We start from the raw sequence: 16,385 nt of genomic DNA on the forward strand, positions 1-16,385 counted from the left end.
ACGCAGTACTATACATACTTAAGTCACAAAACGGCTGCGGATGAGCACGCGAACCTGGTCAAAAATCACGCAGACCGACACTCGAGAAAGAAGGAGTAGAAAGTGGGAAGTAACGAGGCTTGGGCAGGAAATCCCGTCTTTCCCGCCCAATTGACAATAATGGTGGCTTACTGATTGATAATAAACACCATCGAATCCCCCATGACAGCACGAATCGCACTGTCTGCCTCCTCCTGTGACATGGTGCGTTGCATTTCCCGTTGCAGGTGATTGAGGCTCTGGCGAGTACCGTTGCTGGTTTCCGGTGACAGCGCGCTGCCAATAAACATACGGATTACCATCAAAAAACGCTTTTCCATTAACGCCTGTTGCCAGGAGTCAATAAACGCGTCTTTGTTTGCAAAATTGAGTTTTTCGATCATGAGCGGCAAGACTTTGTCCTGAAGCGCGGTACTAAAATGCGCCCGGGTCGGGTAATAGCCTTGCAACGTCGATTTTCTCACATCCAACTCTGTGCTGAGACGTTCATAAGTAATGTATTCCCAGCCTTCATTGATAAAGATGTTGAAAATCACCGCGTCATAGATACGCTTTTTGCGCTCTTTTTCTACTGCGCTGATGCGTGCCATAGGGTTACCTTTTGTAATAATTGTTCAATAACTATCCAGAACAAACATGTTTACCACAATCCGGCGCTGTAATCAGATCCGGATGGTAAAACCTGATTCACCAACAAAAATATCGCTTAGGATCTGGTTGATTTTCGAGATCTGACCAAGTTCTTTGTAGCGGATGGAGTGAAATATCTCTCTGATATTATTAAGGTAACTGAGTTCATATCCAGAAGAAGAGAATGGCCAACGTGAATGCCGTTGAGTTCGATAACGTCGATAAGTGGTATCAGGATTGTCAGGCACTGAAATCCATCAATCTGAGTGTCCGCGCCGGAGAAATTCCGGTAGTCTGTGAGCCATCTGGTTCCAGAAAATGACCTTTGTCGACACAGACATCACCAACTCTTCAGGCCTGATTTTCGAAATATGGCTGATCGCCGATGCGGCTTATCTGGCCTTGTGCCTGGGGTTATCCCTGATGTTCCGGCGCCTCGAGCGAAGGCGCCTAAATCACCTAAAACGCTAAATAGTGGTCAGCCAGCAACGCCACAAATAACACCATCAGATGATAAATCGAAAATTTAAATGTCGTGATGGCGGAATCACTTTGCGGCGCATATTTCAGTGTCCAGGCAGAATGAATAAAACCAGCGCTGAGGATTGTCGATACACCCAGGTAAAGTGTACCACTCATGCCGACCAGCACAGGCAACAAACAAATCAACGCCAGCAAAATCGTGTAGAGCAAAATGGATGTTTTCGTGTAGTCCTCACCGTGGGTGACCGGCAACATGGGTATATCCGCTTTGGCGTAGTCCTCTTTACGGTGAATCGCTAGTGCCCAAAAATGGGGGGGCGTCCAGATAAAGATGATCATTACCAATAACCAAGCGTGAGCGTGCAGCTCCCCGGTAACGGCGGTCCACCCCAGAAGTGGCGGCATAGCTCCAGCGATCCCGGCGATAACGATGTTTTGTGGTGTCGCTCGCTTCAGATACATGGTGTACACCACCGCATACCCGAGCAAACTAGCCAATGTCAGCCAGGCCGTGAGCGCATTCACACCCCAGAATAAAATAGCAAATCCTACCAGACCGATGGCCGTTGCAAACATCAACACTCGAGACGCCTGAATGTCACCGGAGGGTAACGGACGTTGATAAGTGCGCGCCATAATGGCGTCGATTCGTCTGTCAATAAGGTGGTTAAACGCTGCCGCTGAACCAGCCATCAGCGCGATGCCACTGAGTCCCAATATTGCTGGCCACAAGGGTAGCGGTCCCGACACCGCCAAACACATACCAACCAGTGCTGTTAACAACATCAGTGCCACCACTTTGGGCTTGGTTAGTGTCAGATAGGTTCGCCACCCGTAACGCGCCTGGAAAGCGCTTTGAGAAACAGAAATAGACTTGCTCATTGAATGCTCTCCTTATTCAGAACTGGAACCGAATCGGGTTGTCGCAACAGATAGTTGGTATGCAACACCATCACCAATAGCACGGCGGCTCCCAAATTGTGGGCGACCGCATTCAGAAGTGGCAGGCTAAACATCACGTTACTCACCCCTAGCAATATTTGCATCGCCAGGACCAGACTCAACCGAATCGCTGCGGTTCGTAATTGGCCACTAGGGTGACGAAAACAGTGATACGCCAAAGTAAGAACCATCAACATGGTCAGGAGAGCGCCGATACGATGCGTCACATGAATCGTCATTCTGGCTCCATACTCCAATACACCGAACTCGTAACTGTCATGACCAAAGTGCACGGGCGTAAACGCCGTGCGAAAGTCCAGATGCTGTACCCAGTTGCCTTCACAAATGGGTAAGTCTGTGCACATCAGCGCAGCGTAATTCGAGGACGTCCAGCCACCAATAGCGATTTGTCCGACGACAACCAGCAAGGTCCCTAAGGCCAGAAAGCGCAGAGAAGACGACGCTGCTACAGGGCTGTCGCGGTGTATCGACTGAGTGAGTAACCAATGCAGAAAAGACAACGCGCATAACAACGTAAAACCGCCCAGCAGATGCCCCATGACCACGAGTGGCATCAGTTTCAGCGTCACCGTCCACATGCCGAGCAAGGCCTGAAAAACAACCAACACAGAGATCATTACCGGTAAGGTTTTAGGAATGGATTTTTCACGCAGGGACAACGCCGTGATCAAAAACACCACCATGCCCAACGTACCGGCAAAATAACGATGAATCATCTCCAACCAGGCTTTTGGCGCATCCACCGTCAATCCGGGAAACAACTGATCCGCCCGCATCAACTGCTGTGTAGAACTCGGGACCGTCATGTGCCCGTAGCATCCAGGCCAGTCTGGACACCCCAAACCGGCATCAGCCAGACGGGTGTATGCCCCCAGCATTATAACGCACACGGTCAGCAGCAAACTGAATCGAACCAGATAGATAACCTTCATACATGCTCCCTGCAATCAAAGGCTTACCCTACTCGGGACAACTTAAGCAATTTTCTTAAATCAGCCAGCAAATCCTTGCTCTGGGCAGCCAGCTCTGAGGCATTCCCAACTTTAGGGTACCGCATGACCAATGTTCCTAACGGGTCTACGATAACCACCTCAAACTCACTGATCTGTTCCACAAAAGCCTGACTGACCTCAATGGGATTAAAATCGTAGTCACCGAGAACGCGATTGTCACTGTGCGGCGTCATTAGCACCACGGGCGTCACCCGTTGCTGGTATTTGCCCAGAGCCACATGACTCTGCCTCAGCAGGTACAGTTGACGGTGACAAAAGTCATCACATTGTTCAGGAACCACGTACGCCAATTGCCAGCTCTGGTTGAGCAGCGGATTCACTAATCCGAGTGACTGATAGCTCACCGACGGTTCAATCAACTGTCCTTTGTTCGTCACACCGGATTGATACCAATGATTGACCAGGACGGTTTTTGCCAATAAAGCGGGTAAAGCAAACATAAAGACCAGCGACAGCAGAATCAGGCGTCCTTTCCATTTACGATTCATTCTTCACTCCTTGTCTTGTTGTTTTTCAGCGTTTTCATCAATATCCAACCACTGAGAACCAAGAGCGCAAGCGCCATCGAGAACCATTGCAGCGCGTAACCGTAATGTTTGGTTGAACTCAGTGGCACAGGCCGCCACGGCTGCGCGTAAGGCCAGTTTTGAACCGTGGGTTGCAATACATACGGCTCTAGGGTTATCTCAAACCATGTTGAAAGTGCATCGATGTCGAGACTCTGAATCCGAATCGGGTTGGTCTCTTCCAGTCCCAAGTCCGCACTGAGTGGGTTCATCGATCGCTGATACAAACGCCCCTGCAATGTTTTCGGCTCTGTCAGCCAGTCTACTTCCGGCAGGACGTGCCTCGTTCTGGTCGAAGGAACAAAACCTCGCTCAAGCAAGAGGGCTTGCTTGCCAGAGGTCATCACCTGATATGCCAGATAGCCGACTTTGCCCTCAAAAGTCTGGTTATCCAGCAACACATACGCGCCAGATACGGGGCTAAATTGTCCGCTGACTTTCAGACCGGTTACATCATCACCAACTGAAACCGACGAAACAGGTCGTTCAGGCTGTGTTTGTCTGGCTGCCAGAGTGTGCTCTAGTTCTGATTTTTGCTCTCCCCGTGAGAGTTGCCAGAGCCCCAGTTTGACCAGAATCGAAAACACAACCACAGTTAGTACGGCGGCGAACCAAAAGCGGCCAGACTTCCATACATTGCTACTAGGAGCTGAAATGATATTGGCATTCAAAGTCTTACTGGTCCTACTCTTACTGTTCATCATTTTCAACCTGGCTCGCGCGCTGGTACAGATGGTTCGCTCTCCGGATGACGACAATGCCCGCCCTATGAGTCACTATTTGGGTCGCCGGGTTCTGCTGTCCGCTGTGGTAGTCGTATTACTCATCATTGCTCTGCTTGGAGGCTGGCTGGAGCCCAATCCTCGTCCTTACTAAAGCACATACACAAAGACAAACAGGCATAGCCACACTACATCCACAAAGTGCCAGTACCAGCTCCCCGCCTGAAATGCGAAATGGTTTTTGGGGGTAAAGTGGTCATTGGCAATTCTGGCCAGCAATACGATCAGGAAAATCGTCCCCAAACACACATGCAAGCCATGAAAACCAGTGAGCATAAAAAAGGTATTGCCATAAATGCCAGACTGCAGGGTAAGCCCCATTTCCTGATACGCATGCGCATACTCCACACTCTGGTAGTACAGGAAGAAACCGGCCAGAACGATGGTGATCTCCAGCCACACAATCAGCGCCATGCGTTTGTTTTTTTCCAGGCTGATGTGTGCCATCTGCAACGTAATTGACGACATTAGTAAGATGACCGTATTGAACAGCGGAATACCTTGCCAGGGCATGGCTTCGGTAGTCTCTCCGCCCGGTGTCTGCGTTAACGGCCAGAGCGCCTCAAATGTCGGCCACAACACTTCATTGGTCATGACGTTGTTGCCCGCGCCACCTAACCAAGGAACCGAAATGATGCGAGCATAAAAAAGAGCACCGAAAAATGCGCCAAAAAACATCACTTCAGAGAAAATAAACCAACTCATCCCCTGACGAAACGAGCGCGCGATCTGCTCTGAATACAACCCAGACATGGACTCCATGATCACACTGCGGAACCATCCGGCGAGAATGTAGAGTAAGGCGATAAAACCGATCAGTAATACCACTTTACCAAACACACCCGCATGCCCTTCTGCGCCTAAACTCTGTACCGTTAGTCCGGCCCCGAGCGCCACCAGAAACAGTGCCAGGGCACCAACAATGGGCCAGCTGCTTTGCGCCGGAACGTAGTAACTCTGATGTTTTGAGCTCATTGTGTCGCTCCTTGATTCTCAGTACGGCGCGCGGCATCGGTCGATACCTGCACCACATCCGTTGATTTCGCTGTGATGTCATAAAGGGTGTAAGAGAGCGTCAAAGTATGGATCGATTCCGGAATGTCCGGCTCGATGTAAAAGATCAGTGGCATCTCTGCATACCCGTTGCCATCAAGCGGCTGCTGGTTGAAACAAAAACACTCGATTTTATTGAAGTAAGTTGCCCCTAACCCCGGAGAAACAGAGGGTACCGCCTGACCGACAATTTTGTGTCCGGACAAGTTTTTGGCCAGATACGCGGTTTGAATCACCTGACCGGGATGGACGTTTAGTGATGTCTTCTCGGGTTTAAAACTCCAGGGCATGTCATGACTGATGTGCGCCATAAATTCCACCCGGATGGTCCGCGACTCATCGGGCACCATTCCCTGTGGCTGAATGGCTGAGACGGTATTGGTTTTGCCATTGATACCCAACTGCTCACACATCACGTCATACAGCGGCACAAGAGCAAAACCAAACCCAAACATGGCCACAACCGCAACCAGCAGTTTCAGGGTCAGCTTTTTGTTCTTGCCGTGAGAATCGTCCATGGTGCCCCCTTGCTTCAGTCCACCTTAGGCGGAGTAGAGAACGTGTGGTGCGGCGCCGGGCTAGGAACCGTCCACTCCAATCCCTCTGCACGTTCCCAAGGCTTGGCTTCCGCCTGTTCTCCCTCTCTGATGCACTTAATCACCACCCAGAGAAAAATCAGCTGCGACAGGCCAAAAGCAAAACCGCCAATCGAGACAATCTGGTTCACGTCTGCAAATTGGATGGCATAATCCGGGATCCGCCGGGGCATGCCAGCCAACCCCAGGAAGTGCATCGGGAAAAACAACACGTTGACGGAAATCACCGAACACCAAAAATGCCAGCGACTGAGGGTTTGGTCATACATGTGCCCCGTCCACTTCGGTAGCCAGTAATACGCAGCCGCCATGATGGAGAAGACGGCGCCGGACACCAGTACATAATGGAAATGAGCAACCACGAAATAGGTGTCGTGATACTGAAAATCGGCCGGTACGATCGCCAACATCAGGCCGGAAAAACCACCGATGGTGAACAGGACAATGAACGCGATGGCAAACAGCATCGGCGTTTCAAACGTCATCGCACCCCGCCACATGGTCGCCACCCAGTTAAACACTTTGACCCCGGTCGGAACCGCGATCAACATGGTGCAATACATGAAGAACAACTCAGCGAAAACTGGCATGCCCGTGGTGAACATGTGATGCGCCCAAACCAGAAATGACAACAACGCGATACTGCACGTGGCATAGACCATCGAATGATAACCAAACAACTTCTTACCACTAAACGCAGGTACAATGGCGGAAATAATGCCAAATGACGGTAGGATCATGATGTACACTTCCGGATGCCCAAAGAACCAGAAAATGTGCTGGAACATCACCGGATCTCCGCCACCAGCGGCGTCAAAAAAGCTGGTACCAAAGTATTTATCGGTCAACACCATGGTCACGGCTCCCGCCAGCACCGGCATCACGGCAATCAACAAAAACGCTGTGATCAACCAGGTCCAGACAAACATGGGCATTTTGAACCAAGTCATCCCAGGGGCACGCATATTGATGATGGTGACGATGACATTGATCGCCCCCATGATCGAACTGATCCCCATGATGTGGACAGAAAACACAAACAAGGCGGTGCTATCGGGCCCGTAGGTGGTCGAGAGCGGAGCGTAAAACGTCCAGCCAAAATTCGGCCCGCCACCTGGCATAAACAAGGACGATAACAAAATCAGAAAAGCGAAAGGCAGAATCCAGAAACTCAGGTTGTTCATCCTTGGTAACGCCATGTCCGGCGCACCAATCATCAGTGGAATCATCCAGTTTGCCAGACCGGTAAAAGCAGGCATCACCGCACCAAACACCATGATCAAACCATGCACGGTTGTCATTTGGTTAAAAAATTCGGGTTCAACCAACTGCAATCCCGGCTGGAACAGCTCCGCCCGGATCACCATCGCCATCGCACCACCGATCAAGAACATGGCAAAACTGAACCACAGATAAAGCGTTCCGATGTCTTTGTGGTTGGTGGAGTAGATCCAGCGGGCAATCCCACTCGGCGCAGCATGATGATCTGGTTCATCAATCGCGATGGTTGAATTGGACCGACTCAGTTCAGCATCCGCAACTGGCGCCGATTTTGCGTTTGTGTCAGTGGACGTATTCATTGCCCCTCCTTAGACTCCTGGCCCTGCATTTTGAATGCATTGACGTCAGAGGCTTGAACCACATCGCCGGTATCGTTGCCCCATGCATTACGCTGATATGTCACCACTGCCGCGATTTCCTTGTCGGTCAGCTGATTGGCAAATGCCTGCATTGCTGTACCCGGTCGACCATGGACAATGGTATCCAGATGCACATCCAGATCGCCGGTAGCCACTTTACTGCCTTTAATCGCCGGAAATGCCCCCGGGACCCCCATTCCGTTGGCCTGATGACACACAGCGCAGCGGGCGGTGTAGACGCTTTCACCCTGTTGCATCAATTCCTCTTTTGACAGCGATGCGGTCAATGCTGATGCTGCTTCCTGCTTGGCTTGAGCCAGCTCGGCTTTCTTATCACTCAGCCACTGCTCATAATCAGCCTCTTCCATGGCTTGCACTACAATCGGCATAAAGCCATGCGCTCTACCACACAACTCGGCACATTGACCCCGGTAAACCCCGGGTTCATCGATACGTGTCCAGGCCTCATTGATAAAGCCAGGTACCGTATCTTTTTTAACGGCGAATGCCGGCACCCACCAACTGTGGATCACGTCGTCAGAAGTCAGCAGAAAACGAATTTTGCGATGAATCGGCACCACCAGCGGGTTGTCGACTTCAAGCAGGTAGTGCGCCCCTTTCTCTTCCACCCCTTCTATCGACTTTTGACTGGTCGCCAGCAAGCTAAAAAATTCCACCTCTTCGTTGAAGTAGCTGTAATGCCACTTCCATTGAGAACCGGTGATTTTTATCGTCAAATCAGACTGGGACGTATCCTCCATGGCAACGAGTGTTTTGGTCGCCGGAATCGCCATCAACACCAGAATAATGATGGGAATAACCGTCCAGACAATTTCAACCCGGGTGCTTTCATGGAAATGAGCGGCCACCGCGCCTTTCGATTTGCGGTGTTTAAAAATGGAATAGAACATCGCGCCAAACACCACGATGGCGATGGCACAGCAGATATAAAAGATGAGCATGTGCAGCTCATATACTTTGCCACTTATCTCCGTCACACCACGCGTCATGTTCAGTGAGTGTTCGGCAGACATAGCAGGAAAGGCGAAACCAACAAACAGAAAACTGGTCAGCGTCCTTGGATCGATCAGTGATCTTTTCATCAAAAGATTTCTCCTCTGTCCCCCCAGTACCTGAGAGGTACTGTTTAGGAAAACTTCCGTAGAAACAGCGAATTCGGCACAATTTGTTATATTTATGTTAATTAACGTTAGTTAACGATTATCGAATGCGCAAGAAAGTCCAAACTAAAGTGTGCAACGCCTTTAAAAGGTAATTTTTGACAATTCGCTCAATGAGATAACAAGAGTTATGATCAGTTTAGCGATTGCGCCCCCACAAATGATAATGAATATCACTTAATATTCATTTAACACATAAACAAAGGTTGGATTAACAATGGAAAAGATCACTCAGTGGCTTGAAAGAGACCCAGATCCAAGAACTCAACAAGAACTCAAAGCCCTCATTGAGGCGAATAACACTGCTGAGCTTGATGATCGTTTCAAGTCCCGTCTTGAATTTGGTACCGCAGGCTTACGTGGCAAAGTGGGTTGCGGACCAAACCGTATGAACCGCCTGGTGATTCAGGAAACTGCAACCGGTTTGGGCCACTACCTCACCGAACAGATCCCACAGGCCGCCCATCGTGGCGTAGTGATTGGTTATGACGGGCGTCCGGATTCGCAGCAATTTGCTCACGATACCGCCGCCGCACTGGCGGCTCAGGGTATTAAAGTCTACCTGACACATAAAGTCGCCCCAACGCCCGTGGTGGCATTTGGCGTGATGCATTTTGGTGCCGCTGCGGCCGTCGTAGTCACTGCCAGTCACAACCCTCCAGAATACAATGGCTTCAAAGTCTATTGGGAAAATGGAGCACAGATCATTCCCCCACACGACTCCGGTATTGCGGCCAAAATCGATCAGGCCGCCACTCAACCTCTGGCACTGATGCCTTTAGATCAAGCCGAAGCACAAGGTTTACTGGTGTGGCTAACAGACGATTACTACCAGACTTATCGCCAGGTCATGAACAACAACGAGTTGCTGGCTAACCATACGAAGCCAGACGCCATTGGTCTGGCTTACACCGCAATGCACGGTGTCGGCGCAGACATGGCCGAGACGTTGCTCAAAGATGCCGGATTTCATCAGGTTTACAGCGTTGTGGAGCAACGTGAGCCAGATGGCGCATTCCCAACGGTGAATTTCCCTAATCCGGAAGAAGCAGGCGCCATGGACATGGTTATGGCACTGGCCGCAAAACATGGGGCGCAACTGGCGTGTGCGAACGACCCGGACGCAGACCGCTTCGCTGTAGCAGTACGCAAGCCGGATGGTGATTATCAAATGCTGACCGGCGATCAGGTCGGGACCTTGTTTGGCCATTACTTGTTGGCCAAAAGCCCGACTCCGGACAAACAACTGGTGGGGAATACCATCGTCTCTTCAAGCTTGCTCAGCAAAGTCGCTCAAGCGGCGGGCGCCGAGTACTACCAGACGCTAACCGGATTTAAATGGCTGACCAACGTTGCCATGCAGAAGCAGAGTGATCAACACCAGTTCCTGTTCGCTTACGAAGAAGCGCTGGGTTACACCGTCGGGAATAAAGTCTGGGATAAAGATGGCTTATCTGCGCTGGTGGCCTTTGCTCAGCTAGCGGCAGAGCTGTACAGCCAGGGTAAAACCATCTGGGATCAACTTGAGGCCATTTACCGTCAGCACGGCATGTACATTAATGCGCAACGCTCCATCGCACTCGATCCTGGCGCACCTCCGGTCGGAGATAAGTTACGCGCCAATCCGCCATCAGAGATTGCAGGGATGAATGTCGAAGTCATCGAGGACTTCAAAACGTCTACCCGAACAACCATCGATGGTAAAACGCTGCCTATTGATTTGCCGGTTAGTGACGTATTGATCTACCACCTGGCAGGCGGTGCCCGAGTGGTGGTACGCCCTTCCGGTACTGAGCCTAAATTAAAATGCTACTACGAAGTGGTCGGCCAATTCACCGACAGCGACAGCTATGAGCAGGCCTATCAACGCGCCGAAGCGCAAATGAATGAACTGATTGATTTCCATCAGACATCGCTCTGAGCCAATCACCATTGGAATCAAAAAGCAGCCTTTCAGGCTGCTTTTTGCTTTTGTTAGCCAATGGCTTTCTGTAAAAAGATTTTATCCACGCCGCGAGTCGGGTAACCGGTATATCGCCCGACTTCTTCGAACCCCAGCTTGATGTAAAATTCTCTGGCCTGAAAGGTAAACGTATCCAGATACAAGTGAGTCACGCCCAGCGCTTTTGCCTCTGCTTCTGCACGCAACATGAGCTGGCGCCCGACCCCTTCACTGCGCAGACTGTCATCCACCCAAAGGAACTCAACAAACAGCGTATTGGCGTAGATTTCTCCCGTCAGGCCACCCTTTACCTCCCCGAGCTCATTGCGCGCGAAACACGCCACGGGAGTCACGTCCTGTTTGGAAAAGTGCGGACGGTTGTAACGAATGATGCCCTGGCGTACGGTCTGATAATCCGCTTCATCCGGATGTTGTACAAAATCAATGTCCATGTTTCATTACTGTCCTTCGATAAACAAAGGGCTTTTCTACCAGAAAAGCCCTTAAGTCGTCTTGCTCTGCTGCTTCAGAGTGTGAAGCCACTCAGCATCCAGAGCGCCAGCAAGATAAAGATCGCGCCCATAAACTTATGCTGATAAGTTCGAAAACGCTGATTGGACAACAACGAGCGTCCTAGTGAGCCAACCAGCGCTACCAGGACAAGATTGAACGTCAGACCGAGAACATTCAGCAGCAATCCCAATGCCAGCATTTGTTCTCCCGACGAAGCGTCAATATTGGTGGACACAAACTGAGGCAAGAACATGACGAAAAACACCAAGGCTTTAGGGTTGAGCAGATTACTGATCAGTGCACGCTGATAGAAGGTTCGGGCCATCGTGACTCCGGCGTCCAGTTCAGGCGCTGCACTTGCTTCTGCGCGCAAGCAATCCCATCCCATTTTAAGCAGATATGCTCCGCCCAATACGTGCAACGCTTTGAGCGCAAGAGGGCTCATGGCAATCAACGTCGACACCCCAATCGCGGCCAGCAGAGTCAGGATAATTCCAGAGGTCGCGTTACCCAAGCTGGCAAACAGACCCACACGGCGGCCATAGCTCATACTGGAGCTGGCAATCAACAACATGTCGGGGCCGGGAAGCAGCAGTAAGGCGACGACGGCCGTCAGATATACTGGCAAAATGGAAAGATCGATCATAGCAATAATATTATGGAATCAGGAAAGCGCCGGATTTTATATCAGCTAAGAAAAACAATCCATTACAAACCACTCAATAAGAGCGTAAAAATAGAGCGTTTGAGATTGTTTTTTAACCTAAGCTGTCATGACGAAAAAAGCAATTTTGTACAAAACAGGCGAAACGACTTACGCTAGGCTGAGTCAGGATGTATTTAAACAACGGGCATAAGATGGCAAAGAACGCAGAGCACTTTACTGAAACCGCAAACTTTCAGTTAGCCAAAGAGCTTGGCGGCCTGGAATTACTGGATGCTAAATACAAGCATCAGAACTTTTCTCGTCACAGCCATGAAGGCTTTACGATCGGGGTGATAGAAAAAGGCGCCCAGCGCTTTTACCGGACCGGGGGCAATCACGTGGCCCCACAAGACAGCATCATCCTCGTCAACGCCGATGAAGTACATAATGGTCACTCCGCCACCGATCATGGTTGGGAGTACAAAGCCATGTATCCATTGCCTGAACAATTCTCCGCGTTAACCGAAAATGCCGGTTCGTCTGGGCTTGGAATCCCTTACTTCCCTGAACCTGTGGTGTATGACCCCGAGATGGCACAGCAACTGCGTCTGGTGTTTGACACGCTGACACACTCTGACAACCGCTTGCTGCGAGAAACGCTGGTATACGGCTCATTGGTCAAGCTGATTTGCCGGCACGGTAAACGTAGGGTTGATGAGCCGCCCGTCAGTCGCAGTCAAAAACAACTCCTGCTGGTGAAAGAGTTTCTGGACGACTTTCCTCAGGCAGATGTGTCACTGGAAGATCTGGCAAAACTGGCCGGACTCAGCCCTTACTATCTGGTGCGGACTTTCCAGAAAGCATTTGGTTTTCCTCCGCACGCCTACCAAATCCAGTCTCGATTACGCTGCGCCCGGTCGCTGCTAAGACGTGGCCATTCGATTTCCGATGCCGCTCAGGAAGCAGGCTTTCACGATCAAAGCCATTTGCATCGCCACTTTAAAAGAGCCATGGGAATAACCCCGAAACAATATCTGACCTCCATCCGCTTACGATGATGCACCTGGCATAGCAATTTTGTGCAATCCTCACTGGATGTTTTGTGGCTAGATAACCTCATGATTTTTCAATAACGATAACGCTATGGATACCACCGTTTTGCAAACTTCTTCATCTGACTGCCCGCGTAAACTTTTCTGGCGGGGTACTGTTGCCATGATTCCACTGAGTGTGGCTGTGATTCCCTGGGGACTTCTGGCGGGTTCGTTTGCCATTGATGCCGGACTCAACGCGCTTGAAAGCCAGGCGCTATCCGCGATTCTGTTTGCGGGCTCGGCACAACTGGTCGCGACCGGTATGCTGAAAGCAGGTGCGGGCTTGGCAACCTTGTTGCTGACCACATTTTTCATCACGTCGCGTCACTTTCTTTACAGTGTATCCATGCGCCAAAAGGTCAGCCCAATGCCACTCAAATGGCGGTTGGCACTGGGTTTCCTCCTGACTGATGAACTGTTCGCTGTTTGCGGACAACAGTCTGAGAAACAATTTAACCGCTGGTATGCGCTCGGTGCCGGGTTGAGTTTTTATCTCGCCTGGAACGCAGCCACACTGGCTGGCATCATCGCGGGCAGCTACATCCCCGCACTGAATCAACTTGGCCTAGAGTTTGCCGTCGCGGCGACCTTCATTGCGTTGGTCATACCACATGTTGTCAACCTACCGGTCGTGACAGCGGTAATGGTCTCTCTGGTATTGTCTGTGATGCTGAATCACTGGCAAGTGGAAGGAGCCCTGATGATCGCCAGTATCGGCGGAATGCTGGCCGGTTATTTGTGTGAAACCTGGCGAAAGAAAGGAGTTTAACAATGGTGATCGTATCCATCCTTGCCATGACGGCACTGGTTTTTCTCAGTCGCTACCTGTTTCTGGAGCCCAAACTGCCACTCAGACTAAATCCTCAGGCACAACGTCTGCTGAGCTACTCCAGCCCGGCGGTTTTGACCGCGATTTGGGCACCGATTGTGTTTATGCCCGAACAGGACCAGTTGTGGGTGGCCGCCGACAATCCGTATATATGGGGGGCGGCACTGGCGGCCCTACTGGCCTGGAAAACGCGCAACGTATTACTCACCACGCTCATCAGCATGGCCGTCTTTCTGCTGCTGAATCTGTGGGTATTTGCCCATTAAGCGTGTCGTTTAGAGCTAACCGAAAAAGAACGTCAGCAACACGATAACGGCGGCGAGCACTACGGTGACTTTCACCAACAATCCTAAGTTTCCGCTGCCACCATTCGGTGCCTGATTACAACAACCCATAAAAAACCTCCGCTGATAGATGTCACTCATCACGGAGGTTACGCTTTGCCCTTGGGTGAAGGTAAAGGAATTTGTTTCAGTCAGCGAGCCATTCAGTTTCGATCAGCGTTTGCTCACCGCATTTTAAACGCCCGAGGAAAACATCCCCCTGATGTACTTCTCCGACTCCCTGTGGCGTCCCGGTCATCACGATGTCGCCATCATTCAGCGTCGTGTAACTTTTCAGTTCATCAAGAATCGTCAGTGGTGGGTACATCATTTGCGTCACTTTTCCGCATTGTACGCGAACACAGTTGATGAACAGTTCAAGTTGTAACGCATTGATATCAATGCCACTGAGCGGCAGGAAACGACTAAAGACCGCAGAACCATCAAAGCTTTTCGCCCGTTCCCACGGCAACCCTTTGGCTTTGAGTTTTGACTGCAATTCACGTTTGGTCAGGTCGAGGCCAAGACCCACTCCGCTATACTGACCGTTTTTAACGACAAAACAGATCTCCGCTTCGTAGTGCAGGCGCTCATCACGAAAGGAATGCAGACGCTGACTGATACAGGAATTGGCTTTGTTGAACACCACCATTTCATCTGGCACCGCATTGTTCAACTCCTGAATGTGTTCGAGGTAGTTACGGCCGATGCACAATATCTTGGACGGCGTAATGACTTTATCCTGTAAGCGAACGGATTGCATAAACTCTTCCCTGATGTGAATAAGAGAGCAGATTTTAGCCTAGTTGAAAAAATTCAGAAGTAAATCAATGAACTTCGTTGCAAAAGTAAGATCGCAGCCCCATTCTGCGACTTCCTCTTTGGTTATTCGCGTGCCATCGGATTGATGGCGGCCCGATGACCCAAAAATAAAACGCCTGTCCAAAACGAACAGGCGCAAACACAAGTTGGTGTGTTTAGGCAGTAGATTCTAGTTATAGGTAGTAACGAGCACCGATGATCCACTCATCGTTTTCATCGCTGTTGTAATCGTTACCCAAGTCGAACTGATACCCTGCAAAACCAACCAGCTTCGGTGTGAAGTTGTACTCTGCTTGCAGAGCCGTCTGGCTGAATACGGTATCGCTGTCGTCATTGTCTTCAACTGCTTCGTAGTTGATGCTCAGGTTCAGGCCGTTGCCCAGACCGTACGCGACCAACGCTTCATACGCATCGCTGTCTTTGACTTTGCCACCGGCAAATCCATCGTTCATATAGTCGTTCATGGCGTAAACCAAAGCCACGTACAGACCTGAACCATAGCTGCCGTACTTCGCTGAAAAAATGCTGGATTCTGCGTTTTCCTGACTACCTACACCCACGTCACCGCCGCTGTAGGCATAACCGATAGAGAACGCACTGAAAGAGAATGTCAGACCTGCCTGGATACGTGCATCGTACATGTCGTGCTCGCCTTGCCAGCCCAGACCCATAGCCAGTTCACCCACATCGCCAATCGCAAAAGCGTTGCGGTAGCTGACCATACGTTCGGCACGGGCAGTACCCAGATCGTATTGATCGTCATACAAGAAGTTGTTCGCGAACGCGATTGGTAAATCCGCAATACCACCGACATCGTAGTATGGCGACCACTGAGTACCCACCACCAGACGACCGTAGTCATCGTGTGTTGCACCAATGTAGCCCAAACGAGTTGCAAAAGAGTTGTCACCACCTTCCAGGTAGTTCAGAGACCATTCACCTTTTGCGTCGACAACGACACCGTTGCCCAGATCTTGCGATCCCGCCACATTGATACGTGGAGAAACCTGATTAACCTGAACTTCATCAGAACCGTCGTAGTTAACGCCGCCATCGTATTCACCGACACCCACGGAAACGTGACCGCCGATAGACAGAGTTGTACCTTCGTTGTTGTAAACTTGCGCTGCGAAGGCTTGAGTACCACATGCTGTCGCTGCCACTGCTGCAGCTAATAATTTCATCTTCATCTTATAATGTCCGTATTACTGGTTTAATAACGAGTTCGAATCAGAGCTAAAGCACTGATACATCACGAACACTTCAACCG

At 50.5% G+C, this 16,385-nt stretch carries 19 protein-coding genes and 1 pseudogene; 7 read left to right on the top strand and 13 right to left on the bottom strand.

Annotated elements, in window-relative coordinates; translation table 11 throughout:
* Positions 1-167: 167 nt before the first annotated feature.
* Positions 168-629: a hypothetical protein gene (locus CAG65_RS08410; protein ID WP_021706181.1), complete on the bottom strand. Its 462-nt coding sequence runs from the start codon at positions 627-629 to the stop codon at positions 168-170.
* Positions 630-853: 224 nt separating this feature from the next.
* On the opposite strand from CAG65_RS08410, the gene CAG65_RS08415 reads away from it, so the two are divergent.
* The gene (locus tag CAG65_RS08415; RefSeq protein ID WP_202599322.1) at positions 854-991 is read left to right on the top strand and encodes a hypothetical protein; all 138 of its coding nucleotides are present in this window, start codon (positions 854-856) and stop codon (positions 989-991) included.
* Positions 973-1,140 (top strand): annotated as a pseudogene (locus tag CAG65_RS22235) (amino acid ABC transporter permease); the annotation flags it as partial. The gene CAG65_RS08415 and the pseudogene CAG65_RS22235, both read left to right, overlap by 19 nt.
* Here the strand turns inward: CAG65_RS22235 and cyoE are convergent.
* Genes cyoE through CAG65_RS08435 form a run of 4 tightly spaced genes read right to left on the bottom strand, consistent with a single transcriptional unit; the run spans position 1,129 to position 4,281 of the window.
* Positions 1,129-2,034, bottom strand: coding sequence for a heme o synthase (cyoE, locus tag CAG65_RS08420; RefSeq protein WP_161453336.1), 906 nt, complete (start codon positions 2,032-2,034; stop codon positions 1,129-1,131). The pseudogene CAG65_RS22235 and the gene cyoE overlap by 12 nt on opposite strands.
* A complete protein-coding gene (locus CAG65_RS08425; RefSeq protein WP_161453337.1) occupies positions 2,031-3,047 on the bottom strand; it encodes a COX15/CtaA family protein in 1,017 nt (338 codons plus the stop codon). Before CAG65_RS08425 ends, cyoE begins: the two co-directional genes overlap by 4 nt.
* Positions 3,048-3,070: 23 nt before the next feature.
* Positions 3,071-3,616, bottom strand: a complete 546-nt coding sequence (locus tag CAG65_RS08430) for a hypothetical protein (RefSeq protein WP_021706186.1) — start codon at positions 3,614-3,616, stop codon at positions 3,071-3,073.
* A complete protein-coding gene (locus CAG65_RS08435) occupies positions 3,613-4,281 on the bottom strand; it encodes an SURF1 family protein (protein ID WP_337247549.1) in 669 nt (222 codons plus the stop codon). Before CAG65_RS08435 ends, CAG65_RS08430 begins: the two co-directional genes overlap by 4 nt.
* Before the next feature lie 67 nt (positions 4,282-4,348).
* On the opposite strand from CAG65_RS08435, the gene CAG65_RS08440 reads away from it, so the two are divergent.
* Positions 4,349-4,570 carry a DUF2909 family protein gene (locus tag CAG65_RS08440; protein WP_021706188.1) on the top strand — a complete coding sequence of 74 codons (222 nt, stop codon included), beginning with the start codon at positions 4,349-4,351 and terminating at the stop codon, positions 4,568-4,570.
* Here the strand turns inward: CAG65_RS08440 and CAG65_RS08445 are convergent.
* From CAG65_RS08445 to coxB, 4 genes are read right to left on the bottom strand one after another with little or no spacing between them, the layout of a single operon-like run.
* Positions 4,567-5,451, bottom strand: a complete 885-nt coding sequence (locus tag CAG65_RS08445) for a cytochrome c oxidase subunit 3 (RefSeq protein ID WP_161453339.1) — start codon at positions 5,449-5,451, stop codon at positions 4,567-4,569. The genes CAG65_RS08440 and CAG65_RS08445 overlap by 4 nt on opposite strands.
* On the bottom strand, positions 5,448-6,047 hold the full coding sequence (locus CAG65_RS08450; protein WP_021706190.1) for a cytochrome c oxidase assembly protein: 600 nt from the start codon (positions 6,045-6,047) through the stop codon (positions 5,448-5,450). Before CAG65_RS08450 ends, CAG65_RS08445 begins: the two co-directional genes overlap by 4 nt.
* Positions 6,048-6,061: 14 nt before the next feature.
* Positions 6,062-7,705 (bottom strand): cytochrome c oxidase subunit I, encoded by a 1,644-nt coding sequence (ctaD, locus tag CAG65_RS08455; protein ID WP_021706191.1) that lies wholly within the window; start codon positions 7,703-7,705, stop codon positions 6,062-6,064.
* The gene (gene coxB / locus CAG65_RS08460) at positions 7,702-8,868 is read right to left on the bottom strand and encodes a cytochrome c oxidase subunit II (protein WP_021706192.1); all 1,167 of its coding nucleotides are present in this window, start codon (positions 8,866-8,868) and stop codon (positions 7,702-7,704) included. The genes ctaD and coxB overlap by 4 nt, the downstream gene beginning before the upstream one ends.
* Before the next feature lie 295 nt (positions 8,869-9,163).
* Between coxB and CAG65_RS08465 the strand changes: the two genes are divergently transcribed.
* Positions 9,164-10,867 (top strand): phospho-sugar mutase, encoded by a 1,704-nt coding sequence (locus CAG65_RS08465; protein WP_161453340.1) that lies wholly within the window; start codon positions 9,164-9,166, stop codon positions 10,865-10,867.
* 53 nt (positions 10,868-10,920) lie between these two features.
* Here CAG65_RS08465 and CAG65_RS08470 read toward each other — a convergent pair whose 3' ends face one another.
* Entirely contained in the window at positions 10,921-11,340 is a 420-nt protein-coding gene (locus tag CAG65_RS08470) for a GNAT family N-acetyltransferase (protein WP_021706194.1), read from the bottom strand.
* Positions 11,341-11,414: 74 nt separating this feature from the next.
* Positions 11,415-12,047 carry a LysE family translocator gene (locus tag CAG65_RS08475; RefSeq protein ID WP_021706195.1) on the bottom strand — a complete coding sequence of 211 codons (633 nt, stop codon included), beginning with the start codon at positions 12,045-12,047 and terminating at the stop codon, positions 11,415-11,417.
* 212 nt (positions 12,048-12,259) lie between these two features.
* Between CAG65_RS08475 and CAG65_RS08480 the strand changes: the two genes are divergently transcribed.
* The 3 genes from CAG65_RS08480 (at position 12,260) to CAG65_RS08490 (ending at position 14,236) form a co-directional block, all read left to right on the top strand.
* The gene (locus tag CAG65_RS08480) at positions 12,260-13,105 is read left to right on the top strand and encodes an AraC family transcriptional regulator (RefSeq protein ID WP_161453341.1); all 846 of its coding nucleotides are present in this window, start codon (positions 12,260-12,262) and stop codon (positions 13,103-13,105) included.
* An 85-nt stretch (positions 13,106-13,190) separates the two neighbouring features.
* Positions 13,191-13,910 (top strand): AzlC family ABC transporter permease, encoded by a 720-nt coding sequence (locus tag CAG65_RS08485; RefSeq protein WP_161453342.1) that lies wholly within the window; start codon positions 13,191-13,193, stop codon positions 13,908-13,910.
* 2 nt (positions 13,911-13,912) lie between these two features.
* Positions 13,913-14,236 (top strand): AzlD domain-containing protein, encoded by a 324-nt coding sequence (locus CAG65_RS08490; RefSeq protein WP_021706198.1) that lies wholly within the window; start codon positions 13,913-13,915, stop codon positions 14,234-14,236.
* A 205-nt stretch (positions 14,237-14,441) separates the two neighbouring features.
* On the opposite strand, the gene CAG65_RS08495 is transcribed toward CAG65_RS08490, so the two are convergent.
* Positions 14,442-15,056 (bottom strand): fumarylacetoacetate hydrolase family protein, encoded by a 615-nt coding sequence (locus CAG65_RS08495; protein ID WP_161453343.1) that lies wholly within the window; start codon positions 15,054-15,056, stop codon positions 14,442-14,444.
* Positions 15,057-15,288: 232 nt separating this feature from the next.
* Positions 15,289-16,305: a porin gene (locus CAG65_RS08500; RefSeq protein WP_021706200.1), complete on the bottom strand. Its 1,017-nt coding sequence runs from the start codon at positions 16,303-16,305 to the stop codon at positions 15,289-15,291.
* Positions 16,306-16,385 lie beyond the last annotated feature (80 nt).

This window comes from Vibrio sp. V39_P1S14PM300 (assembly GCF_009904765.1).
GTDB lineage: Bacteria > Pseudomonadota > Gammaproteobacteria > Enterobacterales > Vibrionaceae > Vibrio > Vibrio proteolyticus.

Bases quoted from the DNA above. Each gene is read 5' to 3' on its own strand.
- CAG65_RS08410 (WP_021706181.1), bottom strand. From the start codon at position 629: ATGGCACGCATCAGCGCAGTAGAAAAAGAGCGCAAAAAGCGTATCTAT.
- CAG65_RS08415 (WP_202599322.1), top strand. From the start codon at position 854: ATGGCCAACGTGAATGCCGTTGAGTTCGATAACGTCGATAAGTGGTAT.
- cyoE (WP_161453336.1), bottom strand. From the start codon at position 2,034: ATGAGCAAGTCTATTTCTGTTTCTCAAAGCGCTTTCCAGGCGCGTTAC.
- CAG65_RS08425 (WP_161453337.1), bottom strand. From the start codon at position 3,047: ATGAAGGTTATCTATCTGGTTCGATTCAGTTTGCTGCTGACCGTGTGC.
- CAG65_RS08430 (WP_021706186.1), bottom strand. From the start codon at position 3,616: ATGAATCGTAAATGGAAAGGACGCCTGATTCTGCTGTCGCTGGTCTTT.
- CAG65_RS08440 (WP_021706188.1), top strand. From the start codon at position 4,349: ATGATATTGGCATTCAAAGTCTTACTGGTCCTACTCTTACTGTTCATC.
- CAG65_RS08445 (WP_161453339.1), bottom strand. From the start codon at position 5,451: ATGAGCTCAAAACATCAGAGTTACTACGTTCCGGCGCAAAGCAGCTGG.
- CAG65_RS08450 (WP_021706190.1), bottom strand. From the start codon at position 6,047: ATGGACGATTCTCACGGCAAGAACAAAAAGCTGACCCTGAAACTGCTG.
- ctaD (WP_021706191.1), bottom strand. From the start codon at position 7,705: ATGAATACGTCCACTGACACAAACGCAAAATCGGCGCCAGTTGCGGAT.
- coxB (WP_021706192.1), bottom strand. From the start codon at position 8,868: ATGAAAAGATCACTGATCGATCCAAGGACGCTGACCAGTTTTCTGTTT.
- CAG65_RS08465 (WP_161453340.1), top strand. From the start codon at position 9,164: ATGGAAAAGATCACTCAGTGGCTTGAAAGAGACCCAGATCCAAGAACT.
- CAG65_RS08470 (WP_021706194.1), bottom strand. From the start codon at position 11,340: ATGGACATTGATTTTGTACAACATCCGGATGAAGCGGATTATCAGACC.
- CAG65_RS08475 (WP_021706195.1), bottom strand. From the start codon at position 12,047: ATGATCGATCTTTCCATTTTGCCAGTATATCTGACGGCCGTCGTCGCC.
- CAG65_RS08480 (WP_161453341.1), top strand. From the start codon at position 12,260: ATGGCAAAGAACGCAGAGCACTTTACTGAAACCGCAAACTTTCAGTTA.
- CAG65_RS08485 (WP_161453342.1), top strand. From the start codon at position 13,191: ATGGATACCACCGTTTTGCAAACTTCTTCATCTGACTGCCCGCGTAAA.
- CAG65_RS08490 (WP_021706198.1), top strand. From the start codon at position 13,913: ATGGTGATCGTATCCATCCTTGCCATGACGGCACTGGTTTTTCTCAGT.
- CAG65_RS08495 (WP_161453343.1), bottom strand. From the start codon at position 15,056: ATGCAATCCGTTCGCTTACAGGATAAAGTCATTACGCCGTCCAAGATA.
- CAG65_RS08500 (WP_021706200.1), bottom strand. From the start codon at position 16,305: ATGAAGATGAAATTATTAGCTGCAGCAGTGGCAGCGACAGCATGTGGT.